Here is a 26,822-nt window from a genome sequence, read left to right as displayed (position 1 = left end):
GGATTTTTTACATCGCCAAATTCACGCCTGCATAATAATTCCGCAAAGGCGCTGCGTTGTAATATCTATTACCAACGGCATTCAAATCATTCCCTAAACTGTATTTCTGATTCAGGATATTATCAGCCCCTCCGTAAATCTCAAGATTTGTTTTTGTGGCGATATGCCACGTATACGATGCTTTTGCCTGCATTAAGTTGTAATGGCCTGCATAAACTGTATTGGCATCATTAAGCGGTAAACGCGAAGTATAGTTATGTTGTATAAACAGTTTAAAGCTTTTTGGGAATAAAACCTGCACACTGGTTACGCTTACCTGCGCAGGTACACCGGTAAGCTTGTTATTACTGTAGTCTGCGCCCGCCACATGATAATCGGTGAATTTAAATTTGCTGAGCGTATATGACTCGTTCAGTTGTAACCCGCGGATGAACCCCGACGGTTTTTGCTGTATTAACCAAGCCGAGCCTAATACCTCTAAGCCCGGTTGTTTGGTGCCACCTGCATTAATATAATATTCGGTTTCGTCGGGGTGTAACTGGCGTACTATGGCATTGCGCAATTTGTAGTAAAATACAGAAGCATCTAAGGTAAAACGCTCCGTCTTATCGCGGATGCGAAAGCCTGTTTCATAATTAATCCCGTCTTGTGCGTTTAACGCCGTATTGATCACGTTGTCCGTTGGCCTAACTTCGGCCGTGGTAGGGGTAGAGTACCCGCGACTAACCGATGCCCGCCAAATGAAGTTGTTTGTAATCTGGTATGATAAGGCCAGTCTTGGCATCCACTCCGGTGTAAAATCGCGATCGGTAAAGCCAGTTTGGTGCAGTGGATAATTATTTTTAAAGCTGTATTTGTAATAGTTAATACTCATGGCCGCCTCGGCGTGCAGGCGTTTAAAAATATCCGCCATGTAGCGAGCGAAGAAAAAATGCTGATTGGTATTTATCCTATCGGCAGTTTGCATAGTATCCTTGTTGCCCTTATTATTGCCGTAGTTGTTAATATCGCTATTGGTTTGCTGCCACTCCATACCTAGGTTCAGTTTCCAGTCGAAGTTGGGTTTAGGTTTGCCGCTAAGCTCAAAATAAGTGCGAAAGCCAAATGTATTTTCGTTACGCTGCTCGTAATTGGTGATAAAGGGATTGCTAAAATCTACGTGATTACCAAATACCGCTAGCACGTTGCGAATGTTGTCGCTTAACCGGGCATCATTAACAACGCCCCCAAGCAATACCTTAGTAGTAATTCCAATATTTTGCGTAATGGCACTTGGTAAGATAGGGGTAGCCTGCCGCGATAGGCGAGGATTGGCGTTAAATTGTGCCAGCGTTAAACCACCCGGGGTTTGATAAGCCAGGTCGCTATACATGGCAATTGCTCGTAATTCGCTGTGAGGGGCATATTTCCATTGATCGGTGCCTTGCAGGTAATGGCGCTGCATATAGCTATGATCGCGGTAACCATCATAACTCTGGTAAGCCTGGCTTAGCGAAAATCGGTTCTTATCATTGCCTTGATCGGTGTTGAGGTGCTCATGAATTAATCCGTATGATCCGCCGTTGATGCCAATCTCCGTACTATTATCTTCAGCATAACGATTAATTGGATTGATAATTACCACGCCGCCGCTGTTTGCGCCAAATAAGCTACCATCGGGCCCCTTAAGTACTTCTACACTTTTTACACTGTTAAAATCAATGGCATTGAGGTACGTATTTCCGCCTGCATCGGTAAGCGGGATCTCATCAAAATAAACCTTAACATCGCGCACTCCAAACGGCGACCGCAATAAACTCCCTCTGATAGATAAACGATAACTACCTGGTGTCCGCTCTTCCATCCGCACCCCCGGTATGGTATTCATACTGCTCACCAAAGAGTTCTCGGGCTGTAACTTTAATTGCACTGGCGTAAGCACTGCTACCGATGCTGGTACACTTAAAACAGGCTGCTGCGTTAAATAACCGCGCACAATAACAGGTTTTAAAATATGCGTAGTGTCGGGCTTGCTTACCGGCTTTTTAGTTTGGGCATGCAGGTTTAAAGTAATGGCACTTAACAGGGAAAGGGTAGCGTAAAATTTCTTCATAGATATAAACAAAAATAGCCCTTTATTTTGAAGGGCTATGGTTTGTGTTGGGTAAAGTACATCCAGCACGACGGGAGTAGAAAGATTGGAATAGAAGGAGAAGCTTTTACTTCTCCACACTCACCCTCCAAATTTTATTTCCCGAATCATCAGCTACCAGGAGCGAACCATCCTTAGCTACAGCTATGCCTACCGGTCGGCCATAAACCTCCTTCTTAGTGGTATCAGCCATAAAACCTGTTAAAAAATCTTGGGGTTTGCCTGGCTTATTGTTGCTGAATGGTACAAACATCATTTTGTAGCCAACCAACTTAGAGCTATTCCACGAGCCGTGCTGGCCGATGAATGCACCGTTAATGTATTGCTGAGGGAATGCCTTGCCATCGTAAAACTTCAAACCTAATGACGCCGTGTGAGATCCTAAAGAAACATCTGGAATTATAGATTTTTGCACCAAATCAGGGTGTTCTCCTTTGTGGCGCGGGTCTTCGTGCTGGCCCCAGTAGGCATAAGGCCAGCCGTAAAAGCCGCCTTCTTTAACGCTGGTTAAATAATCGGGCACTAGTTCGTCGCCCAGTTCATCGCGTTCGTTAACTGCGGCATAAAGTACGCCTGTGCCGGGTTGGAAGTCGATACCCGCCGGATTTCGTAAGCCCGAAGCATAAACCTTTTCGCCCGTCCCGTCGAGGTTAACCACCAGTACATCGGCGCGGCGTTTCTCAACCTCGGGGCCTTGTTCGCCCACGTTAGTGCCAGAACCTACGCCGATAAAGATCTTCGAGCTGTCTTTATTAGTGCGGATATTACGGGTCCAGTGATTGTTATAACCACCTGCAGGTAAGGAAACAATCATTTTACCCGGTTCAGTTATTTTCGTCTGGCCTGTGGTGTAAGGGTATTTCCATACACCGTCGGTATTGGCTACAAAAAAAAACTTACCGATAATGAGCATGCCGAAAGGCTGGTGTAGGTTGCTTAAAAATACGCCTTTGGTATCCGGGATACCGTCGCCGTTGGTATCGCGAAAAATGCTGATACGGTTAGCACTTCTACCAAGGTTTTGCGATTTATTTTTACCAGATACTGCGTTTTCTACTTTGGCTTTAACGCTATTGGGTTCGGTGTTAGCCTCAGCCACAAAAACATCGCCGTTGGGCGCTACTAAGATATTGCGTGGGTTGTTTAAATTTTCGGCATACGCACTAACCTTAAAACCCGCTGGCGCAATTGGCGTTTTGCCCGCAGGCCAACCAATAACCTTGCAAAAATTATAAGCAGATTTTGTTTCGTATGGTGCAGCCAGCTTAACTTCTTGTCCGCCAGTAGATACAGTATCAGCTTTGCTTTGGTCGGGTTTCTTTTGCGAACAAGCTGCAAATAGGCTTAAAGCAGCGAGGCTGCTTATGTAGGAGGTAATATTTTTCATATCGGTAGTTATCCTTTTGGTAGAATAAATTAACCGACAGCGTGGGTTATTGTTTAAACAACAGTTTATAGCCGGCTAAAACGCGATAAACTTGTCTATTTGCTCATTGGTAAACTTCAGCGTGTCGGCCATGTGTAAATTACCTTCTGCGTTAAGTTCCTGACGAATGTTGGTGATGTGGATGCGCAGCGGATGTATGTGCAGGTTCATGTAATTACAAACGCCAACAAAATGATCTATACCCCGGATGTTGCCATACTTGCCCGACGAGATGCCTACCAAAGCAGCTTTTTTATCGTAAAAACTATCCGGGAAAGTGCAGGCATCCATGAAAACTTTTAACACGCCGGGGAAACTGCCGTTGTATTCGGGGATGATAAATAGAAACTTATCCGTTTGCGTAACTATTTGTTGAATAGCCTCAAACTCTGCGCTCCGTTTGCCGTATAAGTCGCTTACAATAATGTCGTCAGGCAGGTCCATTAATGACAGTATGCTTGCATCAACACCCTTTTCGGCCAGTGCACGCTGATAATAGTTCGCTATTTTAAGCGTTGAACTTCCGGGCCGGTTAGTAGATGCAACTATAGTTATCATTTTTGGATTTTGTTTGTAAGTTGTGGGAAACGGGATTGCCGGCCAATTGTTTAAATTTGTATCTTTAACCCCGGTTAAAACAGTGCGAAATTATAAATTATTAATTTGATCTGTTGATGGCCCGGATGCTTTTATTTATAAACTTTAGTATTGATAATGAGTAAAATTATTGCGTTAGCCAATCAAAAGGGTGGGGTAGGTAAAACCACATCATCTATCAATCTGGCAGCAAGTTTGGCTGTGCTGGAATATAAAACTTTGCTTGTTGATGCAGATCCGCAGGCAAACTCAACATCCGGTATCGGATTTGATCCGCGTACAATTAAAAATAGTATTTATGAGTGCATTATCAATGATATTGATCCGCACGATGCCATACAGAAAACAGATACCCCTAACCTGGATTTGCTTCCGGCACATATTGACCTGGTGGGTGCCGAGATTGAGATGATCAACCTCGACGGCCGCGAGTACAAAATGAAGGAAGTATTGGGTAAAGTAACCGACGAGTACGACTTTATTATTATCGACTGCTCTCCATCCTTGGGTTTAATTACCATTAATGCTTTAACCGCTGCCAACTCGGTAATTATACCTGTACAATGCGAGTATTTTGCATTGGAAGGCTTGGGTAAACTGCTAAACACTATTAAAATTGTTCAGAACCGTTTAAATACCCAATTGGATATAGAAGGTATCTTATTAACCATGTACGATGTGCGCTTACGCCTTTCTAACCAGGTGGTTGAAGAGGTGCGTACACATTTCGAAAATCTGGTATTCGACACTATTATACAGCGTAATACCCGCTTAAGCGAAGCTCCAAGCTTCGGTGTATCGGTAATTATGCACGATGCCGGTTGTAAAGGTGCCATCAACTATTTAAACCTGGCACGTGAGATTATTAAAAAGAACGGAATTGCCGAAAGGACCACTACAGTAGTTACAGAAACTGTATAACTTAAAAAATGAGCGCAGACAAAAAAAGAGCTTTAGGAAGAGGATTAAGCGCCCTGTTGGACGATACAGCTGATAACTCGACTGCTACTGCCGTTGCAGGCAGGCAGCCGCAACATAATGTGGTTTCTGATAGCGACCTGGCCGGTGCCGGTTCGATAAATGAGATCAATATCAACGAAATTGAAGTAAATCCGTTTCAGCCCCGCACCGAGTTTGACGCCGAGGCTTTACAGGAACTTTCGGACTCGATAAAACTACAAGGACTTATACAGCCTATTACCGTCAGGCGCGTTAGTGCACATCACTATCAGCTGATATCGGGCGAGCGCCGTTTGCGTGCTTCTAAATTGGCTGGGTTAAAGCATATCCCGGCTTATGTGCGTTCGGCCAACGATCAGCAGATGCTGGAAATGGCACTGATCGAAAACATACAACGTGAAAACCTGAATGCCATTGAGGTAGCGCTAAGCTTTCAGCGGATGATTGACGAATGTAACCTTAAGCAAGATGAGCTTGGCGACAGGGTGAGCAAAAACCGCTCTACTGTTACTAACTATCTACGTTTACTGAAATTGCCGCCTGCTATACAGGCTGCAATCAGAGATGGGCAAGTTACAATGGGCCATGCCAAAGCGCTTATAACAATAAATGACCCAACAAGGCAGTTATATATCAATCAGCAAATTATTGAGCAAGGATTATCTGTGCGCAAGGTAGAGGAGTTGGTTCGCAGTATGCAAAAAGCACCTGAAAAAAAAGAAGCCAAACCGGCAAACGGTGCGCTTTCTTTCCAGATGCAGAAGATACAAGACGATCTCGCTTCTAAATTCAGCACCCGCGTACAGGTAAAAGTTGATCAGAAAGGTAAAGGTGCAATTGAGATCCCTTTTCTATCTGCCGACGACCTGCACCGTATACTCGAAATGCTGGACTGGTAATATGCGTATCTGGTTTATCTTTCTGGCGTTAGCCGCTTTCAGTTTTAAGGCCATGGCTCAGCGGCCAGATTTTGGAAATAGAAACAATCCTAAAGACAGTTTAAACCGCGTACGCGATTCTATTTCGTCAAAACCCTTTGTACCGAATGCTAACATAACTAAGGTTTATCATCCGGATAGCCTTCATAGTCCTCACAAAGCATTTGTGCGTTCTGCTATTATCCCGGGCTGGGGCCAGTTATATAACCATCGTTGGTGGAAAGTGCCTATTATTTATGGAGGGTTTGCATTATTAGGAGCAGCCATTGTTTACAATAACCATTACTACCACGAATATGTTAACGAGGGAAACCGTAGGTTTAGAGGCGAAACAGCCGCTCCCGATAACCCTTATGTAAATATTCCGGGTGGTTATCAGCAGTTTTACGATGCTGCTTCGGCCAATCAGCGAAACCTGCAGCTGAGTATATTAGGCGGAGTGTTGTTGTGGGGTATTAACTGCGTAGATGCTTATATCGATGGTAAGTTTATTCACTCCTACTCGGTAGATAATAACCTAAGCATAAGGGTAGCCCCAAGTTTGCTTAACCAGCCTATGTACGCCTCAACAAATATTAATGGGTATATTCCGGGCGTAAAGATTACCTTAGGGTTCTAAAAAAGTATTCAATAATATTTATAATGAAAATTGCATTATCAGGGTACGGCAAAATGGGTAAGATCATTGAGAAGATTGCCCTCGACCGTAAACACGAGATTGTTTTAATCATCGATCACGAAAACCTGCACGACATGACAGCCGAAAACCTGCAAAAGGTTGAAGCCGACGTAGTAATAGAATTTAGCACACCGCACTCGGTATTAGATAATATACAGGTTTGTTTCGAAGCCGGAGTGCCCGTTATTGTAGGCACCACAGGTTGGTACGAACATCTTGGGGAATTAAAGTCTATTTGCGAAGACACCGACAATGCTATGCTATATGGTTCAAACTTTAGCGTTGGTGTAAATATCTTTTTCCACGTGAACAGGGTATTGGCTAAAATAATGAATAACTATCCGTACTACGAGGTACAGGTAGAAGAGATCCATCATACCCAAAAGCTGGATGCGCCAAGCGGCACGGCTATCACCATTGCCGAAGGTATTATCGATAACCTGGAGGGTAAACATGAGTGGAAAAATGTGCTTACAGATGGTCATGATGTAGCTGGCGAAGTGGTAAAGAATAATCAATTACTGATAGAGTCACTACGTGTTGAAAATGTACCTGGTACGCATACCGTTATGTATGACTCTGAAGTAGACAGTATTGAATTTAAACATACTGCCCACAATCGAAATGGATTTGCGCTGGGTGCTGTTTTAGCGGCAGAATGGTTGCAAAATAAAAAGGGTTTTTATTCGGCGCAGGATATGTTCCGTTTTGATGTATAAATAATTAACTTGTTGGCCAATAATTAAACATGAACTGGAAATTCTGGACTAAGAAAGATAAAGCAAACGCAAAGAAAAAAAGTGCCGCCCGCGAGTGGACCGATGCCATTATTTTTGCGGTAATTGCTGCCACATTGATCCGTACGCTTTTTATTGAAGCTTATACTATACCAACCCCCTCTATGGAAAGTTCGCTGCTTGTAGGCGACTTTTTATTTGTAAGCAAGGTTAACTATGGTGCCCGTACCCCGATGACACCCATTGCGTTCCCGTTTGCACACCATACTATGCCAATTATTGGTACCAAAGCTTATTGGGATGGTATTAAATTACCCTACTACCGTTTGCCCGGTTTAAGCGATGTTAAAAAGGGCGACGTTGTGGTATTCAACTATCCTATGGAGGCCGATTCGCCATTTTTGCGCCCCGTTGATAAACGCGAAAACTATATTAAGCGTTGCCAAGGCACACCAGGTGATACGCTAAGCTTAACGGATGCACAGGTTTATGTAAATGGTAAAGCCGCTATTACTCCTGTAAATGGCGAAACTTCTTACATGGTACAAACTGACGGTGCAGAGCTTAACCCGCAAATTATTGAAGAGCTGCATCTGTCAGACATTCAGCAGGTAACCAATACCGACTATATGATGAATATGACAGCACAGTCGGCTGCTACTTTGCGTACCTACTCAAACATTAAGGCTGTAAGAGCCAATAACTCATTGAAAGGTGTTTACGATCCGGAGGTTTATCCGCACGATCCGCACTACAAATGGAATGTAGACAACTTTGGCCCGATCATCATCCCTAAAAAAGGCTGGACTGTAAAATTGGATAGCCTTACCCTGCCAATTTACAAACGTGCCATTACAGTTTACGAAAACAACAAGTTGGAGTTAAAGGGCAATGAGATTTATATCAACGGACAAAAAACCGACCAGTATACCTTCAAAATGAACTACTACTGGATGATGGGCGATAACCGCCATAACTCTTTAGACTCGCGTTTCTGGGGTTTTGTGCCAGAGGATCATATTGTAGGTAAGGCGTTGTTTGTTTGGATGAGTTGGGATGATAATGCATCGTTCTTACACAAAATTCGTTGGAGCAGGATTTTTAGAGGGATACATTAATCAAAAAGCACTATGCAGGTTGTTTTTGCATAGCTTGCGATATAACGAAACTACCGTAATAAGTCTGCTGACTTAAAATACGGTAGTTTTTTTGTTTAAACAGGGTTTGTATCTCCGGCATGGTGCTGGTTTCTACAGCTCCAAATACTTTAAAAAAGGTATACATGGTTTGCAGTATCAGTTTATGCCACCATTTGCCTGCTACTTGGAAATCAGTGTTAAGCCATATGCCATCCGGTTTCAATAAATTGTGGATATGATTAAATATCCGGTGCAGGTTTTCTGCGGTGAAGTTGTCGAACAGAAAAGGGGTGAAGATGACATCAAATTGCCGAAGAAATTTAACATCTTCTATAGCCCTGTTGATAAAGGTAACGTTATTATTGCCGAGGTTCCTGTTCTTAGATAATGCCATCATTTTGGCTGATATTTCAACGTAGGTAACGTCAAGCCCGTCGGGATGCACTTTGGTAATCTCATCCAATAGCCACCCAGTGCCGCCGCCTACGATTAATATGTTGGCCTTCGCCGGAATATATTTTAATAAAGAAGTTTGCGATTTAATAAGGCTTCGTCCGAAAACCATCCTCGAGAGGGGATCATAAAACCACGCGGTATTGTCGTAGTTTGATGCCATGGCTTAAATGTATTTGGCTGCAAAACCGAAAATTACCAATATTACATACTGCAAAATAAGCACACCATCCATGTAAAAGAAATAATAGTATTCGTTCTTTTCCCATTTAGATTTGAAGATGAGCCAGCCGGTTAAAAATACAGTGAGCGACAACGCAAAAAAATCCATGTTGAAGCCGTTGTTCCTGAATATGAACAATAACACGATGTAGCCTGCCAGTAACACCTGGCAAAACAGGTAGGCGTTTTTCTCGCCCCAGGCTACGGGGATAGTTTTCAGGTTAGTCACCTTGTCTTGAAACAGGTCGCGGATATCAAATGGGATGGTAAGGGCGCCAATAAATAAAAAGCGCTTGGCAATCAAAATCGTAGTGTCGCGCATGGTTATGTTAGTCATGTGCAGATCAAGCGATTCGAGCACCGGTAGCAACACACAGCTTAACGTCCAAACCAGTGTGATTAAGAAGGGTTTTAAGCCCGGTATATGCCTTAGGCCATATTTCTTATCACCAATGGTAAATAAAGGCAGTCCATAGCCCACAGAAAGGATTGCCATAAACACCAGTAAGATCTTCGACTCGAACGACACATAGAAGAACAAGGGGATCAGCATCAGGATAGATATAATGGTAAACGTTACCATTAACCTATAATGTCCAAAAAACCATCGAACCCTTATATACGACGACCGCATTGGATCTTTAGGCCGGGTAATGAGGATGCTGAAATTATATAAACCCAGCGTAGAGGCAAATAATAGTACCAATACCGGGTAAACAGGTTTTGAGCCAATGAGATGAAACGTAACCAAGGCCTGCGCCACTGCGCACAATGACATGAAAATGTTGCTGAACAGCAGACAGTCAAAAACAGACTTTAAAAGTTTTTTCATCTATAGGTGTAAAATGCGGAACAGCCGGATTAGGTTGTAACCGGTGCCGGTGATGCTTTTAATTCAAATATCGTAATCTCCGGCAATATTCCAACGCGGCCGGGGTAGCCTAAAAATCCGTAACCCACGTTTACATAAAGCTGCTGTGCGCCCTGGTGGTACAAGCCTGCCCATTCTTTGTAGATGTATTCAACAGGGCTCCATTGAAATTCTTTTGTCCGTACGCCAAATTGCATCCCATGCGTATGGCCTGCAAATGTTGCATCTATTTGTGGATAATGCGGTACAACTTCTGCCTGCCAATGGGATGGATCGTGTGAGAGGAGCAGTTTTACAGGCAGATCATCGGTGTTTTTTACAGCCAGATCCATGCGGCCATATTTTGGGAAACGACTATATAAACCCCAGTTCTCGATACCTAAAATGCCGATTTCTTCACCATCTACTTTTAAGCGGCGGTTCTCGTTACGGAGCAAATCCCAGCCCATGCGTTTATGGGTATCTACCAGGTCCTGATGGCTTTTCTTTTTGGTTGCATCATCCGGCCACCAGGCATAATCGCCATAATCATGATTACCCAAACTTGAATATACACCCAAAGGAGCCTTAACCTTGCTGAAGATATCCTGATAATCTTTCATTTCTGAGGGGAGATCATTAACTAAATCGCCGGTAAAGAAAATTAGATCAGGTTTCTCCCGCATCAGCATTTCAACACCGCCAGTTACCGCTTTTTTATTATAAAAGCTCCCTGAATGGATATCTGAGATTTGTCCCAGTTTAATACCATCGAATTTCTTAGGCAAATTGGGTAAATACAAGGTTGTTCTTTGTATACGATAATCATATACACCGGTGGCAATGCCATACCCCAAACCTGCCAGAGGTATCGAGGTTGCCAGCAAGCCAGCCTTAACCAAAAATTCAGAACGCGGGATGTTAATGGTGGATAGTTCGGCTTGAATTGATGTTATAGGCTCGGGCTTTGTATTACCTCGTTTTAGTTTGATGATGAGCCTTCTAATATCATCAACAAAGAGGAATGGCAATAAACAAAGGCGTACAGCCAACAGTAAAAAAAACACCATCAGTACTGCTGCTCTTTGCCCGGTACCTATTTTCAGAAATACACTTAAAAACAGACCGGTTAAAAGAAAGCTATCGGCAACCCAAAATACGCGGTTAAACCATTTATTATGTAAAAAGCGCCATTTTAAGGCGCTTTTTAAGCTTTTTAGTATGTAGGCATCAGCCAGTACAAGGCCAACAGCAATTAAAATAACAATACTTGTTTGGCCCGTCATTAGTTAAAGTTAGTAGCGGTCATCATCCAGATCTTCATCGTCGGCCTGGATATTAAACAGGCTGTCGAACATATCGGCAAAGGTAAAACCTTTATCAAGGAAACCTTTATTGAGTTGCGAAAATTCGGCCAGTCCATGTAAAATGAACTCCATTAACAACAACTGCTGATTTTCTGTCAAGCGTGGGTGAAACTGTTTAACTACTTCTTTTAATCCTGTTACCGAATTTAAAGCCTTTTTATAATCTTGTAACGAAAGATCATCTATCAGATCGACAGTGTTGCCTTCGCTAAACCAACTAACAACTTCGGCGTACGGGTTGCCTTTTTTAGATTTCTTAGCTTTTTCAGGATCCGGGAAAAAGCGGAGCATCAGCGTTTTGATAGCTTTGCCTACCAGGATATTAGCCACTTTGGCTGGGCCTTCCAACTCGCCTTCATAAACCAATTCTATTTTACCGGTGATGGCCGGAATAACACCCAGAAAATCGGAGATACGTACAAAGGTATTTTTCTCGCCGTTGATCAGCATTCGGCGCTCGGCATTACTGATCAGGTTTTCATAAGCCGAAATAGTTAAACGCGCAGATACGCCCGATTTTTTATCGATATATTCCGAGTCACGGGCTTCAAAAGCAATCTGCTCTACAAGGTCTTTAACTAAGCCGTCAGCTTCAATAGCCGTTAATTGCTCGGGTGTTAAGTTGGCTTCCTGCTGTGTAATGCGGCGCGAAATATCCAGCGTACGTGGGTAGTGGGTTAATATCTGGCTTTCTATACGGTCTTTCAACGGCGTAACGATAGAACCACGATTGGTATAATCCTCTGGGTTGGCAGTAAATACAAACTGAATATCCAATGGCAAACGCAGTTTAAAACCGCGGATCTGAATGTCTTTCTCTTGCAAAATATTAAACAACGATACCTGGATACGTGCCTGCAAATCGGGTAGTTCGTTAATTACAAAAATACCACGGTGAGCGCGGGGGATCAATCCGAAGTGGATTACGCGTTCATCTGCATAAGTTAATTTCAGGGTAGCTGCTTTAATCGGGTCAACATCACCAATTAAATCGGCAACGGTAACATCAGGGGTAGCCAACTTTTCGGTGTAACGTTCGGAGCGGTGTACCCAGGCAATCGGAGTGTCATCTCCTTTGGTTGCAATCTCATTACGGCCAAACCATGAGATAGGTGCCAATGGGTCATCGTATAATTCCGATCCTTCAATATAAGGGATGTATTCGTCAAGCAGGTTAACCAACAAGCGTGCAATACGTGTTTTAGCCTGCCCGCGTAAGCCCAAAAGTAAGGTGTTATGCCTCGATAGGATAGAAGTTTGCAGATCGGGTATAACGGTATCTTCATAGCCAATAATACCCTCAAAACCGCCTTCTTTTTGCTGTAGTTGGGTAATAAGGTTGGCTCTTAATTCTTCTTTAACAGACCGGCTGCGGTAATCCGTTTTTTTTAGCTGGCCCAGTGTTGTGATACTTTTATGGTCGTATGTCATTAGTCAATGGTCATTAATTTATTAATAGTAGCAGCTGCAAGCGGTAGTAGTAGTTTCATTTGCACATCTGCATATTCTTGTATCTGCACATTATCTAACTGTCTTCCGCCTGTTGCGGATGTAGTCTTCAAAAATATATTCACCGAGCCCGTTAAGCGAGCTGTAAAAAGCTTTGCCGCCGTTGGTTTCGGTAAACTTGCGTACAAATTGCTGAAGATATGGGTCTTTAGCAATCATAAAAGTGGTGATCGGTATTTTGAGGCGCTTACACTGCGCGGCCATATTAAGGGTTTTGTTAACTACCTTACGATCTAGCCCGATGCTGTTTTTATAATACTTGGTGCCTTCCTTTAGGCAGGTTGGCTTGCCATCGGTTATCATAAAAATCTGCTTGTTATGTGTTTTACGTCGGCGAAGCAGATCTGTTGCCAGTTCTAAGCCCGCATAGGTATTGGTGTGATAAGGGCCAACCTGTAAATAAGGCAGATCTTGCAGACTGATAGGCCATGCATCGTTACCGAATACCACAATATCTAAAGTGTCTTTCGGATACTTGGTGCGGATCAGCTCGGCCAGTGCCATAGCTACCTTTTTTGCGGGGGTAATGCGGTCTTCGCCATACAAGATCATCGAGTGCGATATATCGATCATCAGCACGGTAGAGGTAAGGGTTTTATAGTCCATTTCCTCTACTTCCAGGTCGCGCTCGGTCATCTTAAAATCGCCTATACCGTGGTTGATCTGTGCGTTATGGATTGATTGTGTTATATCGATCTGATCCAGGCTGTCGCCGAATTCAAACTCGCGCCTTTCGGCATTTTTTTCGTCACCCTGGCCAGATTGTGGCGTACGGTGGTTACCAGCTCCCGATTTTTTGAGTTTGCCGAAGATTTCTTCCAACGCCGACTGCCTGATGCTTTGCTCTGTTTTGGCGGTGATATTAAACTCACCGTTCTGATTATCCTCAGTCAGATAGCCTTTTTGCTTCAGCTCGTCGATGAAATCGCCCATGCCATAATCGTCATTGGTGATGTTGTACTGCTTATCCAGCTCATTGAGCCATTGTAAAGCTTCGCCCGCATCACCAGACGTATAGTTCAGTAATTCCAGAAATAATTTCAGTAACTCGTCAAACCCACCTTTCGGAATTTCACTGGGTGTATATTTGGAGAATCCAAATCCTCGCATGATGTTGCCTTTCTTAAAGTAAATTAACGGATAATTTGCCGTAAAAGTTTAGCCCATCAATACCTCAACCTTACAGTTAGGGCAATAATGACGATTGAATGATGATGCAGCACCCTATTTGACGGAGCCTTTAGCTGCGGGCAATGTTTAAAAAGGTACTATCTCGCTGATATTATATTCGGGAGTTGCGCCGCGCTGGCTAGTTACAAAAGCGCCTACACAACAGGCCTTGGCAACTATTTGGTCCATAGAAAGATCATTTAATAAACCCGAAATAAGGGTGGCTAAGAAAGCGTCGCCCGCGCCCACGGTGTCAACTACCTCCACTTTAAAGCCAGGGTGCTCGTAAAAAGCATCGTCGTGCCATAAGATTGCACCTTTGTCGCCCCGGGTTACGCAAATGGTTTGCGGGTGATATGTTTTCTGAAACTCAATGATCTTATCTTTTAACGACCGGCTGCTACCGCCAATAAGCAGATCAGCCTCTTCTTCGTTCATTTTAACCACTTTAGATTTGGCCGCCAGTGTTTGGATCGTATCTAACTGATAGTGCGGGGCACGCAGGTTAACATCAAAAACTGTTAACGCTGATGTTGAATCCAGTACCTCATATAATGTATCGCGGCTCACCTCATCGCGGCAAACCAGGGTGCCGAACACAATAGCCGATGAGGTTTGCGCCTGCTTTATGAGTTCGTTAGTTACGATGATATTATCCCACGAAACCGGCTCAGGGATGATGTAAGTGGCTTGTTGTTGCTCGTCTAACTGCACGGTAACCACACAGGTAGGCAGATCTTCATCCTGCTGAACAAGTGGTGAGTGCAAGCCATGTTTCTTAAGAAAATTGATCAGTTCGTCGCCAAGCACGTCGCGGCCAACGCTGCTAGCAAATGCCACGTCGATATTCTGTTGTTTCAGGTTCCAGGCTACGTTCATTGGAGCGCCGCCCGCTTTCCTTGTTTTGCCGAAGGTGTCCCACAATACTTCGCCATAGCATAGCACCTGTTTGTTCATGTTAGTAGTGTTTTATGTAAAGCTAATAGATTTTTGTGTTTAATTTGAGTTGAAATTTGCGAGTCTAGAATAGTAATGCTTTAAACCACGTCCTTGACGAACGAAGTAATCTCCAGTGTATTGCGGTTTGTGCGAGGTTTAACGATTGTGCTGCTATTTTCGTTGGTCTGCTCATGGCCGCAGGGGCCTAGTTACTTTTGGCTTGATCCAAAAGTAACCAAAAGATCAAGACGCAAAAAAGCTCCACCGCACGAGGCTTGCGCTCGGCCACGCTTTTGCGTCTGGGCCACCACTCTTTTTGATTGCCTAATACTTTTTATTTCATATTCTCTTAGTGTTTCCATGTCGGCAAAAAGCTTCGGCTAAAAGTAGGCAGAAGAATGTTAGCCTGTGTGTGGGGAAAGGCATTGGAGATTTTGCAGAGGGAGGGGGCAAGTGCGTGGCGCAAGCAGGGCAAAAGATCCCGGCCTGTGGTTCTGACTGCTTGTGCGGTATGGCCATGTGTGCGAAGAAGCCTTTTGCCAACAAGCTTTTTGGTTACTTTGTAGCTACAAAGTAACTGCCCACTCGCGGCAATTGAGCGAGACCGACATTGATCATAGCACAATCTATGTAAGTCGGGAGTTGTTTTTTCCAAAAACTATGGGCAAACTACTTCGCAATGAAGCGTTTTGAAGCAAGTCTTAAATTACCTCGGTTTCCCTGCAGCCAATGCCTTATCAGCCCATTTAACCGCCACTTTTTCGCGATATTTGGCGTAGTTTTCTTTAAACGTCATTTTCAGAAGACTGTCTAAACCACCTTTCATGGCCAGGTTATAAACGCTGGCAGCTTTGCGGCTTAGGGATGCATCCCAGGCACGGAGGCTTAGTGAGTACGAACCTTCGAGGTATTTCATCCAGTGCCAGTAGCCGGTCGGCATAAATAGGGTGTCGCCATGCTCGAGGATCACTTGCTGGCCTTCTACACCTTCCAATGCAGGGAAAGCTTTGGTATCCGGGTTTAATACATCATAATCTTCTAAGGCATAAGTGGCATTTGGCAGGCAATACAGCCTGCGTTTCCATTTATTTTCGAAGAGGATTACGTGCTTGGTGCCGCCAAAGTGTGTATGGAATATATGCGGAAGATCGATATCGTAATGTAAGAACGTAACCGAGTTTGAGCCACCGAAGAACATAGCAGGCATGCTTTCGATAAAGCCACCCATTAGGTCTTTAGGCAAAACAATATCATTTAAAAGCTCGGGAGCTTGCTTAAATATATTGAAAAAGAAAATGCGTAATTCGGTAGGCTGAGAGCGAATCAGATCAATATAATCGCTGAATGGCATCTCGGCGGCCGATGAGTTGATTGGTTTCGAAGGATCGGCTTTGGAGTTGTCGTACAACGGCACAACTTTATTACCAACCGTTTGCTTCATAAACTCGGGCGTCCACTTATCGCGGGCAGGCCAGCTTTTGGTAAGGCCTTTGATTACGAGGGGGCGGCGTGGCTTCAGGTACTTTTCAGTAAATTCTGCCTGATCGATAGTTTCGACCGTATCAACGGGACTTAATATAAAACTCATAGCTTAAAACAGGTCCGTTAATAGGGGGTTAACCAACATCGCGGATTTCAGTCCTAAGGTAACGCTTTATGTTAATTAATAGTGCGCTATAAGTTTTATTTACAAAAGGCTACTTCGGCTCGTTTTCGGCTAAAGCTTTGTTAGCCCTTTTTACAGCAAGTTCTTCTTTCCAATCCATGTATTTCTTCTTGAAATTTTTCTTCATGAAGTTGTCGAAATTGCGTTGTATTGTTAAGTTATACAGGCTTTTAGCTTTTACTCCCCATGATTTATCCCAGGCGCGCAGTGAAATAGAGAATGACCCATCCAAATATTTCATCCAGTGCCAGTAGCCGGTGGGCATAAACAGGGTGTCGCCATGTTCTAAAATGGTTTCCTGCCCCTCGATACCATTCAATGCGGGGAACTTGCTGAAATCGGGGTTCTCAATGTCATAGTCTTCCAATGCATAAGTAGCAAACGGGATGCAATACAAGCGCTCGCGCCATTTGTAGTCAAACAGCATAACGTGTTTACGACCGTGAAAATGGGTATGGAAAATATGCGCCAGGTCTATATCGTAATGCAGAAACGTTACGGATCCTGCTCCGCCGAAAAACATATTAGGATATTTATCTAAAAAGCCGCCCATCAAGTCGGTAGGCGAGCGGTAGTCGTCGAGCAAGCCCGGGGCGTGTTTAATTGGGTCGAACAGGAAAATACGCAGGTCTGTAGGTTCGCGCTGAATGAGGTCGATATAATCGGCAAACTTCATCTCTGCAGCAGAAGCGTTAATGGGTTTGGTTGGGTCGGCTTTAGAACTATCGTATAGCGGCACCATTTGCTCGCCAACGGTTTCTTTTAAATACTCGAATGTCCATTTTTGCAGAGCAGGCCAGGTTTCTGTGGCCTTGCGTATCACCAGCGGCTTACGAGGTATTAAGTAATTGTTAACAAAATCTTCCTTGCTGATATGCTCAACGCGGTCGATCTGCGATAAAATAAGACCCATGTTCACAATAATTTAACGTGCAAATGTATGCATCAAAGCATTTAACGTCAACATTGTTTTATTTTCTTACCGTCTACTTACAAAAAAGCCCGGATGTTTTTTGCACCCGGGCTTTGTGAGAGTTATATGTTTGATCACAGGTTTTTAGTTGGGCATCAAAACGGTATTCACTACATGAATAACACCGTTTTTCTGAAATACGTCGGCAATAGTGATCCATGATTTACCGCCTTTTTCGTCAACCAGGTAAAGTTTTTTACCATCTTGTTTTACCCATAATTTACCACCGCTAACGGTTGCCAATTCGGTTTTACCCTCTTTAACTTTGGCCATCAGGTCTGCTGCGCTTAATCTGCCTGCCACTACATGGTAAGTTAAAATTTTAGTCAGCATAGCTTTGTTTTCCGGTTTCAGCAGAGACTCAACAGTGCCTTTAGGCAATTTATCGAAAGCCTCGTTGGTGGGTGCAAACACGGTAAATGGTCCATCGCCTTCTAAAGTTTCAACCAATCCGGCGGCTTTAACAGCGGCAACAAGTGTAGTGTGGTCTTTAGAATTTACAGCGTTTTCCACAATATTTTTGGTTGGGTACATAGCTGCACCGCCTACCATTTTAGTTTGTGCAAATGTTTTGGGCGCAAATGCGATAGCTGCTAAAGCAAAGGCCGCAATAAATAATTTTCTCATCGATTTATGTTGTTGTGTTTGATAGAAATTACGGCGGTGGAGTGCCTACGGATTGTTTAGCCGACCGTATATCGTAGTAAGTTTTGGAGTATAAAAGGTGGAAACCGCGAAGGGATTTTTGGAGTATGTACGCGTGAATTTCGGGGTAAATAATGGGCGTGGAGAAGAGTTGTAAACGCAAGGAAGTGTTAAGCACGCGATGCAATCGCGCGCAAGTGAGAGTTAACTCGAATATTTGTTATTGCGAGGTACGAAGCAATTTCGTAGCCATACGTCGATAATACATGCGACGAGATTGCCGCGCTATCGCTCGCAATGACAAATTGGGATTTTGGTGTAATAGGTTCTTAAAAAAACAATTCTGCTGCAATAGTATCAGCATACAACTGCCCCTCGCGGGTAAGGACGAGTTTACTGTCCTTTTGCGTAATCCATTCTTTTTCCAGAAACTCGGTTGCAGGTTTTAGACGTTCAGTTTTAGCTCCGACGGCTATGGTTTCCAGATGATTGAGATCCAGCCCCCACATGGTGCGCAGGGAAGTCATTACATATTCATTCAAGCGATCCTTTTCACTTAAAACTTCAGTTTCTGCAGGGATCTCGTTGTTATTAATTGCCGAAATGTATTTGGCATTATTGGCGATGTTCCACTGTCGGGCTTCGCCGTTAAAGGAGTGGGCAGAAGGGCCGAGGCCAAGGTATTTTACACCCCGCCAATAATTGGTGTTGTGTTTAGAGTAATGCCCTGGTTTGGCGTAATTGGATATTTCGTAATGCTCGAAGCCCTTTACCTGCATGGCATCTGCCAGTTTTAAAAACTGTTCGGCGCTTTGCTGCTCGTTAAGCGGGGCGTATACTTTTTTCTTGATGAAACTAGCCAGCGCGGTTTGAGGTTCAACCGTCATAGAATAGGCAGATACGTGTGGCACCTGCAAGGCAAAAACGGTGTCCATATTGTGCTTCCATTTGGTGTCGGTAAGCAGGGGATAACCAAAAATCAGGTCGACGGTGATGTTCTCAAACCCCGCATCCTGCGCCCGTTTTACAGAAGCCTCTGCTTCGGCGCTGCGGTGGGCACGGTTCATCCAAAACAAATCTTCGTCGTAAAATGACTGGATGCCAATGCTGAACCTATTGACAGCCGTGCTACGCAAGGCTTGTACTTTTTGCTGATCCAGATCGTCGGGGTTGGCTTCCAGAGTGATTTCTGAATCCGAGCTAATGCTGTGATGCTGGCCAAGGGTGTCAATAATGCGGTTAATATCGCCAGCGTCGAGTAGAGAAGGTGTGCCCCCGCCAAAGTAAATGGTTTCGATACTATCACCCAGTAAATAGTTCTTTTGCAACGTTATTTCTCGGATGATGGCGTCCAGCATATCGTCTTTGTACTTTAACGAAGTGCTGAAATGGAAATCGCAATAATAACAAGCCTGCTTGCAAAAGGGGATGTGGATATAGATACCGGCCATTGGACATTACAAAGATGCAAAGGTACGTTTTCGTTTTTCGTTATGAATTGTTTAATCGAAAATGCTATTTTTGATTAGCCTGATCCATTAGTCAATTGAGAAAAATAAATAGTTTTATTTCGTCGATTATCCTCATTTTCTTTGGGCAGATACTGTTTGCACAAAACACACCGATAACGTATAGTAACTTACAAAACGCTTTTTATAATAAAGACACCTCGAATGCCCTAAAAGAGAGCCCCTTGAAAAAGCTTGGCTTTTTTGAACCCAAAGTGAATGAAATCACATTAAATACTAACTCTACTTTTGATTTTTGGTGCAGGCCTAATGTTAGCTGTTTTACTTGGCAGGAATACAAAGGAATCTGGAAAAAGTGTAAGGACACAATTCTCTTTTACGACAATTATGAAGTTGTTGAAAATGATTTGAGGGTAACTTATGAGAAAAATAGCGAACGTAAATATCATATTCACCTTTTCACCGACAAAAAATCAGAATTAAAGAATAAGGAAATAAAAATTCAATATATTTATGACTATAATTCTCATTTAGAGAATGTTGAAAATATACTTCACTTAGATGAAAATAACGATCTTGAAATTTCATTTCAAGATATTTCAAGCATTGATAAACTTGCTGCCATTAGAATAGAATATTTATTAAATAAAGAACAGAAAAGATTTGGCTATTTAACACAGAACAAGATAGTCAATATAAAAAATGGCGACTTACCTAATATTATCAGAGTTGAGTTGGTTGAAAATCCGAAGAAAGAAATTGTATACAGAACCATCAAAGGTTTAGTACAAAACGATTCCCTGGTAATTGTATCCACAGCAAAAAGTAAAATAACACTGCCCGATTACCATTCAGAAATAATGTTTGAAAAGAGTTATACCTTAGACAAATAAGAAAGAGTTGAACTCGAGACCTGATGTTAAATCGGGAGATATAATTTATGCCGAAGTCGGTTAGGCTTATTATCTTATTAAAGGTTGTATACAGGCAAATATTGCCTGCATACAACAGCCGTTAATTTCCCTTAATCTTCCGCTGCTTTTTGCTCCATTTGCTCAGCAAGTACATTGGGATTTCCTTTGCCTGTAGTTATTAAGGGCAGTAGACTATGCTGCAGAAACTGGGTCCATCCATTAGCGCAATCTTTATAACATTCAACTTCGGGTGTTAAACCAGTATGTGTGAAATGCAGCAGCGTTTTATCGCCTTGTTTGGAGATCTCGAAACTGATTTTTGTGCCTGTCCATTCCGTTTTATCGTCAAGAAACGTCAACAAGCTGTCGGTTACCAGCCAAACAACTTTCTGATCGGGTATTACTTCGACTAACTTTTGTTTCGAATAATGCAGGTCTACAAAGAAGCGTACTTCAAATTCGTCATTCAGTTTTGTTGATTCGCCGCTAAAGTCTTGCGCCCACCATCCGGTAACATTGTTAACTGCATTAAATACTACGGCTGGGGATTGGTCTACCAGAAAATCGGCAGTGAAATTATGGTCTTGCATGGTTTGGTGTTTTTAAAGGTTAATATAATTTTTAATTGGCGGTCAGTTTATAAAGATAAAGTTAGTGTCTGATAATCACTTACTAAGGGTGTGAAATAGACTTTGTAGTGGGTTGATTTGGACATGCTAAATTTTTAACTTGCTTAAAAAGAACGCCATGAAACATCTTACCATCATTGTACCCGACGGACAAACCAACCTAAGTACGCTGGCGAGCATAGTAGGAGCCTACGAGATATTCGCCGTTGCTAACAAATATTGGAAGGAGAATGGCAAAAACGAAGTATTCAGAGTTGAACTGGCAGGAATTTTGCCACAGGCCGAGTTTTATAATGGGATGTTTAGCGTAAGGCCGCAAACTAATATTGCCAACATCACCAAAACGGATCTCATTATTGTTCCCTCACTGGTCCGCGATTTTCAGGAAGCGATAGGAGGTAATAAACAACTGATAGATTGGGTAGGGAAGCAATATAAAAGTGGGGCCGAAATTGCCAGTATCTGTACCGGCGCATTTATGCTTGCGTCGGCCGGGCTGCTGGATGGTAAAAGTTGTTCAACGCATTGGTCGGCCGAAGAGACATTCAGAAATATGTTCCCGAAAGTGAATTTGCAGGCAGATAAGCTAATCACCGATGAGAACGGCATCTATACCAATGGCGGCGCTTATTCTTTTCTTAACCTGATCATTTACCTGGTAGAGAAATACTACGATAGGGAGGTTGCCATTTATTGTTCGAAGATCTTCCAGATAGAGATGGACAGGCAAAGCCAGTCGGCCTTTAGCATATTTAAAGGACAGAAACAGCATGGCGACGAAATGGTAAAAGAAGCGCAATGCTATATTGAAAGTAAGATGAATGAGAAAATTTCTATCGAAAATATGTCGGCCAGGTTTGCCATCGGTCGCAGGAATTTCGACCGACGATTTATCAAAGCAACGGGCAATACCCCGCTTGAGTATCTGCAAAGGGTAAAGATCGAATCGGCAAAAAGAGCATTTGAAACCAGCCGTAAAACTATTAACGAGGTGATGTACGAGGTAGGCTATGCAGATGTAAAGGCCTTTCGGGAGGTGTTCAGGAAAATTACAGGCATGTCGCCGGTTGATTACCGGGAAAGATATAATAATAGTATATAGGTGGTTATGGGCAATAATTGTTTTCAGATAAAACATTTCATCGTGCAAATTTTTAGCCTTTATTCAGTTAGATTTGTGCCGTTTAAATTTTAGGTGCTGTATGCGGAATGCTCTGTTTTTGTTGTTACTGCTTTGTTTATGCAAACTGGGGTTTGCACAACAAGATAGTACGGCTACTTTTACCCAAACAGATAGTCCGGTAGTGCGGCGCTACATGCCCAGCGCAGCACAACGCCTGCTCGATTCAGTTGCTACGGCCGAGCGATCACGCGCGGCTTTTGTGGCCGATTCTATCGCCATGCAGTATGTAAAAATGCCCGACAGTGCCCGCCATAACCAGTTTGTTGACCTGATGCTTAAAACCGAAACCTACAAAGGCTATGGTTTCATGCAAATGCCTACCGCTTCAAAACAAAGTATCGTACGCGAAGGCCATTACCGCCATACGCGCGACAGGGGTATCATCTTAATTATTGTTGCTCTTATAACTTACGCAGCCTTACTTAATCGCGCGGTGAGCAAGGATATTATTAATGTGGCGCAGTCTTTTTACAGTAAACGGGTGCTTTCGCAGGTAAGTAAAGAAGATGGGTTGCTCAGCTCGTGGGCTTTTATAGGTTTATTTCTGCTTTTTGGCTTAACTTTTGGTTTATTTCTTTACCAAATTTCTTCCTATTACGAAATATTTTATCGCATTAGCGGCATTCAATTGTTTGTCTCCCTGTCGCTGTTAATCATCGCTATTTTTGCGGTAAAATTGCTTTTATTACGGTTTATTGGCTTTATATTCAACATCAGTAAAATAGTAAGCGAATACATCACCACGCTGTATTTAACCTATTTTAACATCACTTTTGTTTTTTTACCGGTGGCTTTGTGTTTTAGCTTGCTTACGGCCAAATATATCCCCTACATGCTCGCATTGGCACTAATTATAGTGGTAATCATCTTCATATGGCAGTACTTGCGCAGCAGTGTTAATATTATTTCTACGTTTCAATTTCCGAAATTTTATTTATTTATCTATCTTTGTGCCCTCGAAATTTGCCCGATTTTAATACTTATAAAGGCACTGAATATTAGGACTTAGCTAGTTAGACTACGAAAATTGGAAGACAGAAAAAAAAAGGTAAAAAGTATATTGGTTACTTTGCCGAAGCCTGAAAACGACAAGAACCCCTATGCCGAACTGGCTAAGAAACACGGACTTAAGATCGATTTCCGCTCTTTTATCCATGTTGAAGGTGTACCTGCCAAAGACTTTCGTAAGGAGAAAATTAACCTTGCTGATTTTACAGCGGTTATTTTCACCAGTAGAAATTCGGCCGATCATTTTTTCCGCATTTGCGAAGAGATGCGTTTTGAGGTGCCTGTAGAAATGAAATATTTCTGCTTGTCTGAAACCATCGCTCTCTATCTTCAAAAATATATTCAGTACCGTAAACGTAAGATATTTTTCGGCAAACAAACCGCGGCCGACCTGGCCGAGGTGCTAAAAAAACACTCTGGCGAGAAATTCCTGTACCCATGCTCGGACGTAGCAGCAGAAGAAACCCAAAAGTTTTTGCTTGATAATGGCTATAACTTTACTCCTGCAGTGTTGTTCCGCACCGTGTGCAGCGACCTTTCTGACCTGGCAGAGGTGTTTTATGACGTGATTGCATTCTTCAGCCCATCTAGTATTCAGTCACTTTACAAAAACTTTCCTGACTTTAAGCAAAATAATACGCGTATTGCAGCGTTTGGAGCTACAACGCATAAAGCATTGCTTGATGCCGGCCTGATATTGGACATACCTGCTCCAACGCCTAGCGCACCGTCTATGACGATGGCTATTGAGCAATATGTAAAACAGGTTAACAAATAATTTATCTTTTTTAGATAACCTTTAAACCGGAATACCGTATAAGCGAGTAGTTTTAATTAGTACGTGTGGTTTGTACACTTTAAAGATAATTACATCTTAAAAGTTACAATAGGCGTTGCTGAATTATTACTAAAACATGGCTTTTAATAGTGGTATTAAAAAGTTTTTGTATTTTAGTTACCGAAATTACCCTAATTAAGGTAAAGTTAATTTTGTACGTTACATTGATTAATAATGAAAAAAGTATACTATTTATTTGTCTTGCTGATCGTTGGAATATTAAGCAGTTGCGGCCGTGGCAATGATAGGGGGGAAGTGAAGGGCGTGCCACAAAAATCGTTCAGAGCGGAAATCCCTTATGGCATGGTTTATATACCAGGCGGCTCGTTTTTAATGGGCCAAACAGATCAGGATGTAACTTTTGCGCAGATTGCACAGAACAAACAGGTTACCATTGCTCCATTTTTTATGGATCAAACCGAGTTAAGCAACAGCCAGTACAAGCAATTTGTGAACTGGGTGCGCGACTCCATCGCCATTACCAGTTACATGGGCGATGACAAATATTACCTTAAGCCGGCTAAAGGCGCTACCAATACCGGTGGTAAAAAAATCATTAACTGGACGTATGTACAACAACACCCGGTTTGGGCTACAGGTAAAGGTGCAAAAGCCGGCAATGCTCAAAAATTACAGGGCATGTACTACCAGGGCGACGACCGTGTGTTTGACCGTAACGAGGTTGACGTACGCCTTTTAAAATACAACTACTCTTTAATGGTATTGCGCGACGCTGCAAACTACCATAACGATAAAACCAAAAAACGTTCTGACTTCATTTTCCGCGATACTGTACCTGTTTATCCAGATACATTGGTATGGTTGTCAGACTTTTCTTATGCCGCCAACGAGCCTATGGTTGAAGGTTATTTCTCTCACCCGGCTTACAGAAACTATCCTGTTGTTGGCGTTAACTGGCGCCAGGCACGTGCGTTTACGGTATGGCGCACCCGTTACAACGATTCATACAAAGATTCTCATAAATTACCTCACCGCTTACCTTACAGCTTACCAAGCGAAGGCGAGTTTGAATATGCTGCGCGTGGTGGCAGGATAGGTACGGATTACCCATGGGGCGGTCCTTACATCAAAAATGCTAAGGGTTGTTTATTAGCTAACTTTAAACCAGGTCGTGGTAACTATACCGATGATGGCGGCGCTTACACAGTAAACGTACGTTCATACTTCCCTAACGATTATGGTTTGTACAACATGGCTGGTAACGTAGCCGAGTGGACTTCATCTGCTTATGACGAATCTGCTCCAACATTTGTACACGATATGGCACCTACATATACTTACGAGGCTAAGGCAAGTGATCCTGAATCTATGAAACGTAAAGTAGTAAAAGGTGGCTCATGGAAAGATATCGGTTATTTCCTGCAAAACTCAACCCGTGCTTATGAATATCAAGATACTGCTAAATCGTATATCGGTTTCAGATGTGTAAGCCGTTACCAGGGTCGCGACATCCGCGACAAACGCTAAATACTCTAATTAATACCCAAAACAAATAATCACTTAAAACAATCATCTTCACTACAAAACTTTCTTATGGCTGGTAAAAAGAAACCTTACGGAATTGGTAACATCGTATCTTGGGGTGCAACAGTTGTAATTATTGGACTAATGTTCAAAATCTTACACTTACCTGGAAGTACCTATTTTATTGCAATCGGTCTGTCAATGGAGGCATTCCTATTCTTCCTTTTAGGATTTCAACGCGAAGACGTTGAGGTAGACTGGACTAAAGCTTACCCTGAAATTGCCCCTGACTATACTGGCGCTCCTGTTGTACGTGCACAAGCGCAGCCGCTGCCAACCGGTAGCACTGCTGCATTAGATAAAATGTTAACAGACGCTAAAATTGGTCCTGAATTAATTGGTAGCCTGGGCGATGGTTTAAGAACCTTCGGCGATAAAGTTGCTACTATTTCAAGCGTTGCCGATGCAGGTGCGGCTACTAACGAGTTTGCTGCTAAAGTAAAAACTGCAACTGCAAGCTACGATGGCCTTAGCGCCGCGTTTTCAAAAGCATCAGCTAACTTAAACGAGCTGGCTAATACCGATGTGTCTTCAAAAGCATATCACGAGCAGGTTAACAATCTTGCTAAAAATTTATCATCATTAAATGCCGTTTACGAATTGGAATTACAGGATTCGAGCGCGCACTTAAAAGCTATGAACAAATTCTACGGAAGCTTAGCATCAACTATGCAAAACTTCAATGAGTCGTTAGATGATAGCAAACAGTTTAAAGAAGAAGTAGGCCGTTTATCGAAGAATCTTGCTTCGTTAAATGCAATCTATGGTAACATGCTTTCGGCAATGAACCAGCCACGTGCTAACTAATTTATTTAAACTTACTACTCACTCAATA

The 26,822-nt window shown here is 42.8% G+C and carries 26 protein-coding genes; 11 read left to right on the top strand and 15 right to left on the bottom strand.

Going from position 1 to position 26,822, the window contains the following annotated elements; translation table 11 throughout:
• Positions 1-7: 7 nt before the first annotated feature.
• The 3 genes from GSY63_RS19725 to GSY63_RS19715 all read right to left on the bottom strand — a co-directional run bounded on the left by GSY63_RS19725 (position 8) and on the right by GSY63_RS19715 (position 4,115).
• A complete protein-coding gene (locus GSY63_RS19725; RefSeq protein WP_166587537.1) occupies positions 8-2,092 on the bottom strand; it encodes a TonB-dependent receptor in 2,085 nt (694 codons plus the stop codon).
• 106 nt (positions 2,093-2,198) lie between these two features.
• Positions 2,199-3,518: a PQQ-dependent sugar dehydrogenase gene (locus GSY63_RS19720; protein ID WP_166587536.1), complete on the bottom strand. Its 1,320-nt coding sequence runs from the start codon at positions 3,516-3,518 to the stop codon at positions 2,199-2,201.
• Between the two features lie 75 nt (positions 3,519-3,593).
• On the bottom strand, positions 3,594-4,115 hold the full coding sequence (locus tag GSY63_RS19715; RefSeq protein WP_166587535.1) for an NADPH-dependent FMN reductase: 522 nt from the start codon (positions 4,113-4,115) through the stop codon (positions 3,594-3,596).
• A gap of 156 nt (positions 4,116-4,271) precedes the next feature.
• On the opposite strand from GSY63_RS19715, the gene GSY63_RS19710 reads away from it, so the two are divergent.
• Genes GSY63_RS19710 through lepB form a run of 5 tightly spaced genes read left to right on the top strand, consistent with a single transcriptional unit; the run spans position 4,272 to position 8,586 of the window.
• A complete protein-coding gene (locus GSY63_RS19710; protein ID WP_166587534.1) occupies positions 4,272-5,075 on the top strand; it encodes a ParA family protein in 804 nt (267 codons plus the stop codon).
• Positions 5,076-5,083: 8 nt separating this feature from the next.
• Complete coding sequence (locus GSY63_RS19705) at positions 5,084-6,013, top strand: ParB/RepB/Spo0J family partition protein (RefSeq protein ID WP_166587533.1); 930 nt, start codon at positions 5,084-5,086, stop codon at positions 6,011-6,013.
• Positions 6,014-6,065: 52 nt separating this feature from the next.
• Positions 6,066-6,671: a DUF5683 domain-containing protein gene (locus GSY63_RS19700; RefSeq protein ID WP_208094603.1), complete on the top strand. Its 606-nt coding sequence runs from the start codon at positions 6,066-6,068 to the stop codon at positions 6,669-6,671.
• Positions 6,672-6,694: 23 nt separating this feature from the next.
• Positions 6,695-7,450, top strand: a complete 756-nt coding sequence (gene dapB, locus GSY63_RS19695; protein ID WP_166587531.1) for a 4-hydroxy-tetrahydrodipicolinate reductase — start codon at positions 6,695-6,697, stop codon at positions 7,448-7,450.
• A gap of 29 nt (positions 7,451-7,479) precedes the next feature.
• A complete protein-coding gene (gene lepB, locus GSY63_RS19690) occupies positions 7,480-8,586 on the top strand; it encodes a signal peptidase I (protein ID WP_166587530.1) in 1,107 nt (368 codons plus the stop codon).
• A 10-nt stretch (positions 8,587-8,596) separates the two neighbouring features.
• Here lepB and GSY63_RS19685 read toward each other — a convergent pair whose 3' ends face one another.
• The 11 genes from GSY63_RS19685 to hemW all read right to left on the bottom strand — a co-directional run bounded on the left by GSY63_RS19685 (position 8,597) and on the right by hemW (position 19,852).
• Positions 8,597-9,223 (bottom strand): class I SAM-dependent methyltransferase, encoded by a 627-nt coding sequence (locus GSY63_RS19685; RefSeq protein ID WP_166587529.1) that lies wholly within the window; start codon positions 9,221-9,223, stop codon positions 8,597-8,599.
• Positions 9,224-9,226: 3 nt separating this feature from the next.
• Positions 9,227-10,114, bottom strand: coding sequence for a UbiA prenyltransferase family protein (locus GSY63_RS19680; protein ID WP_243749274.1), 888 nt, complete (start codon positions 10,112-10,114; stop codon positions 9,227-9,229).
• 29 nt (positions 10,115-10,143) lie between these two features.
• On the bottom strand, positions 10,144-11,418 hold the full coding sequence (locus tag GSY63_RS19675) for a metallophosphoesterase (RefSeq protein WP_208094602.1): 1,275 nt from the start codon (positions 11,416-11,418) through the stop codon (positions 10,144-10,146).
• 9 nt (positions 11,419-11,427) lie between these two features.
• The gene (locus GSY63_RS19670; protein ID WP_166587528.1) at positions 11,428-12,930 is read right to left on the bottom strand and encodes a sigma 54-interacting transcriptional regulator; all 1,503 of its coding nucleotides are present in this window, start codon (positions 12,928-12,930) and stop codon (positions 11,428-11,430) included.
• 90 nt (positions 12,931-13,020) lie between these two features.
• Positions 13,021-14,118, bottom strand: coding sequence for a vWA domain-containing protein (locus GSY63_RS19665; protein WP_166587527.1), 1,098 nt, complete (start codon positions 14,116-14,118; stop codon positions 13,021-13,023).
• Between the two features lie 147 nt (positions 14,119-14,265).
• Positions 14,266-15,135: a carbohydrate kinase family protein gene (locus GSY63_RS19660; RefSeq protein ID WP_166587526.1), complete on the bottom strand. Its 870-nt coding sequence runs from the start codon at positions 15,133-15,135 to the stop codon at positions 14,266-14,268.
• 191 nt (positions 15,136-15,326) lie between these two features.
• A complete protein-coding gene (locus GSY63_RS19655) occupies positions 15,327-15,479 on the bottom strand; it encodes a hypothetical protein (protein ID WP_166587525.1) in 153 nt (50 codons plus the stop codon).
• 344 nt (positions 15,480-15,823) lie between these two features.
• Positions 15,824-16,705: a cupin-like domain-containing protein gene (locus GSY63_RS19650; protein WP_166587524.1), complete on the bottom strand. Its 882-nt coding sequence runs from the start codon at positions 16,703-16,705 to the stop codon at positions 15,824-15,826.
• Between the two features lie 109 nt (positions 16,706-16,814).
• Positions 16,815-17,696, bottom strand: coding sequence for a cupin-like domain-containing protein (locus GSY63_RS19645; RefSeq protein ID WP_166587523.1), 882 nt, complete (start codon positions 17,694-17,696; stop codon positions 16,815-16,817).
• A 144-nt stretch (positions 17,697-17,840) separates the two neighbouring features.
• Positions 17,841-18,383: a fasciclin domain-containing protein gene (locus GSY63_RS19640; RefSeq protein WP_166587522.1), complete on the bottom strand. Its 543-nt coding sequence runs from the start codon at positions 18,381-18,383 to the stop codon at positions 17,841-17,843.
• A 347-nt stretch (positions 18,384-18,730) separates the two neighbouring features.
• Positions 18,731-19,852, bottom strand: a complete 1,122-nt coding sequence (hemW, locus tag GSY63_RS19635; protein WP_166587521.1) for a radical SAM family heme chaperone HemW — start codon at positions 19,850-19,852, stop codon at positions 18,731-18,733.
• A gap of 242 nt (positions 19,853-20,094) precedes the next feature.
• Between hemW and GSY63_RS19630 the strand changes: the two genes are divergently transcribed.
• A complete protein-coding gene (locus tag GSY63_RS19630; protein WP_166587520.1) occupies positions 20,095-20,763 on the top strand; it encodes a hypothetical protein in 669 nt (222 codons plus the stop codon).
• 131 nt (positions 20,764-20,894) lie between these two features.
• Here GSY63_RS19630 and GSY63_RS19625 read toward each other — a convergent pair whose 3' ends face one another.
• The gene (locus GSY63_RS19625; RefSeq protein WP_166587519.1) at positions 20,895-21,374 is read right to left on the bottom strand and encodes an SRPBCC family protein; all 480 of its coding nucleotides are present in this window, start codon (positions 21,372-21,374) and stop codon (positions 20,895-20,897) included.
• Between the two features lie 157 nt (positions 21,375-21,531).
• Between GSY63_RS19625 and GSY63_RS19620 the strand changes: the two genes are divergently transcribed.
• The 5 genes from GSY63_RS19620 (at position 21,532) to porL (ending at position 26,794) form a co-directional block, all read left to right on the top strand.
• Entirely contained in the window at positions 21,532-22,515 is a 984-nt protein-coding gene (locus tag GSY63_RS19620) for a GlxA family transcriptional regulator (RefSeq protein WP_166587518.1), read from the top strand.
• A 100-nt stretch (positions 22,516-22,615) separates the two neighbouring features.
• Positions 22,616-23,605: a DUF4271 domain-containing protein gene (locus GSY63_RS19615; protein WP_166587517.1), complete on the top strand. Its 990-nt coding sequence runs from the start codon at positions 22,616-22,618 to the stop codon at positions 23,603-23,605.
• Positions 23,606-23,623: 18 nt separating this feature from the next.
• The gene (locus GSY63_RS19610) at positions 23,624-24,382 is read left to right on the top strand and encodes a uroporphyrinogen-III synthase (protein WP_166587516.1); all 759 of its coding nucleotides are present in this window, start codon (positions 23,624-23,626) and stop codon (positions 24,380-24,382) included.
• A gap of 234 nt (positions 24,383-24,616) precedes the next feature.
• Positions 24,617-25,930 (top strand): T9SS ring complex lipoprotein PorK/GldK, encoded by a 1,314-nt coding sequence (gene porK / locus GSY63_RS19605; RefSeq protein ID WP_208094601.1) that lies wholly within the window; start codon positions 24,617-24,619, stop codon positions 25,928-25,930.
• A 66-nt stretch (positions 25,931-25,996) separates the two neighbouring features.
• Complete coding sequence (porL, locus tag GSY63_RS19600; protein ID WP_166587515.1) at positions 25,997-26,794, top strand: type IX secretion system motor protein PorL/GldL; 798 nt, start codon at positions 25,997-25,999, stop codon at positions 26,792-26,794.
• Positions 26,795-26,822 lie beyond the last annotated feature (28 nt).

It is taken from the genome of Mucilaginibacter agri (assembly GCF_009928685.1).
Taxonomy (GTDB): domain Bacteria; phylum Bacteroidota; class Bacteroidia; order Sphingobacteriales; family Sphingobacteriaceae; genus Mucilaginibacter; species Mucilaginibacter agri.
The sequence above is the reverse complement of the archived record's forward strand: the minus strand, read 5'-3'. Positions and strand labels throughout refer to the sequence as shown.

Bases quoted from the DNA above. Each gene is read 5' to 3' on its own strand.
- GSY63_RS19710 (WP_166587534.1), top strand. From the start codon at position 4,272: ATGAGTAAAATTATTGCGTTAGCCAATCAAAAGGGTGGGGTAGGTAAA.
- GSY63_RS19725 (WP_166587537.1), bottom strand. From the start codon at position 2,092: ATGAAGAAATTTTACGCTACCCTTTCCCTGTTAAGTGCCATTACTTTA.
- GSY63_RS19675 (WP_208094602.1), bottom strand. From the start codon at position 11,418: ATGACGGGCCAAACAAGTATTGTTATTTTAATTGCTGTTGGCCTTGTA.
- hemW (WP_166587521.1), bottom strand. From the start codon at position 19,852: ATGGCCGGTATCTATATCCACATCCCCTTTTGCAAGCAGGCTTGTTAT.
- GSY63_RS19680 (WP_243749274.1), bottom strand. From the start codon at position 10,114: ATGAAAAAACTTTTAAAGTCTGTTTTTGACTGTCTGCTGTTCAGCAAC.
- GSY63_RS19715 (WP_166587535.1), bottom strand. From the start codon at position 4,115: ATGATAACTATAGTTGCATCTACTAACCGGCCCGGAAGTTCAACGCTT.
- GSY63_RS19645 (WP_166587523.1), bottom strand. From the start codon at position 17,696: ATGGGTCTTATTTTATCGCAGATCGACCGCGTTGAGCATATCAGCAAG.
- GSY63_RS19665 (WP_166587527.1), bottom strand. From the start codon at position 14,118: ATGCGAGGATTTGGATTCTCCAAATATACACCCAGTGAAATTCCGAAA.
- GSY63_RS19700 (WP_208094603.1), top strand. From the start codon at position 6,066: ATGGCTCAGCGGCCAGATTTTGGAAATAGAAACAATCCTAAAGACAGT.
- GSY63_RS19720 (WP_166587536.1), bottom strand. From the start codon at position 3,518: ATGAAAAATATTACCTCCTACATAAGCAGCCTCGCTGCTTTAAGCCTA.
- GSY63_RS19655 (WP_166587525.1), bottom strand. From the start codon at position 15,479: ATGGAAACACTAAGAGAATATGAAATAAAAAGTATTAGGCAATCAAAA.
- GSY63_RS19660 (WP_166587526.1), bottom strand. From the start codon at position 15,135: ATGAACAAACAGGTGCTATGCTATGGCGAAGTATTGTGGGACACCTTC.
- dapB (WP_166587531.1), top strand. From the start codon at position 6,695: ATGAAAATTGCATTATCAGGGTACGGCAAAATGGGTAAGATCATTGAG.
- porK (WP_208094601.1), top strand. From the start codon at position 24,617: ATGAAAAAAGTATACTATTTATTTGTCTTGCTGATCGTTGGAATATTA.
- lepB (WP_166587530.1), top strand. From the start codon at position 7,480: ATGAACTGGAAATTCTGGACTAAGAAAGATAAAGCAAACGCAAAGAAA.
- GSY63_RS19620 (WP_166587518.1), top strand. From the start codon at position 21,532: ATGAAACATCTTACCATCATTGTACCCGACGGACAAACCAACCTAAGT.
- porL (WP_166587515.1), top strand. From the start codon at position 25,997: ATGGCTGGTAAAAAGAAACCTTACGGAATTGGTAACATCGTATCTTGG.
- GSY63_RS19640 (WP_166587522.1), bottom strand. From the start codon at position 18,383: ATGAGAAAATTATTTATTGCGGCCTTTGCTTTAGCAGCTATCGCATTT.
- GSY63_RS19705 (WP_166587533.1), top strand. From the start codon at position 5,084: ATGAGCGCAGACAAAAAAAGAGCTTTAGGAAGAGGATTAAGCGCCCTG.
- GSY63_RS19670 (WP_166587528.1), bottom strand. From the start codon at position 12,930: ATGACATACGACCATAAAAGTATCACAACACTGGGCCAGCTAAAAAAA.
- GSY63_RS19615 (WP_166587517.1), top strand. From the start codon at position 22,616: ATGCGGAATGCTCTGTTTTTGTTGTTACTGCTTTGTTTATGCAAACTG.
- GSY63_RS19685 (WP_166587529.1), bottom strand. From the start codon at position 9,223: ATGGCATCAAACTACGACAATACCGCGTGGTTTTATGATCCCCTCTCG.
- GSY63_RS19625 (WP_166587519.1), bottom strand. From the start codon at position 21,374: ATGCAAGACCATAATTTCACTGCCGATTTTCTGGTAGACCAATCCCCA.
- GSY63_RS19650 (WP_166587524.1), bottom strand. From the start codon at position 16,705: ATGAGTTTTATATTAAGTCCCGTTGATACGGTCGAAACTATCGATCAG.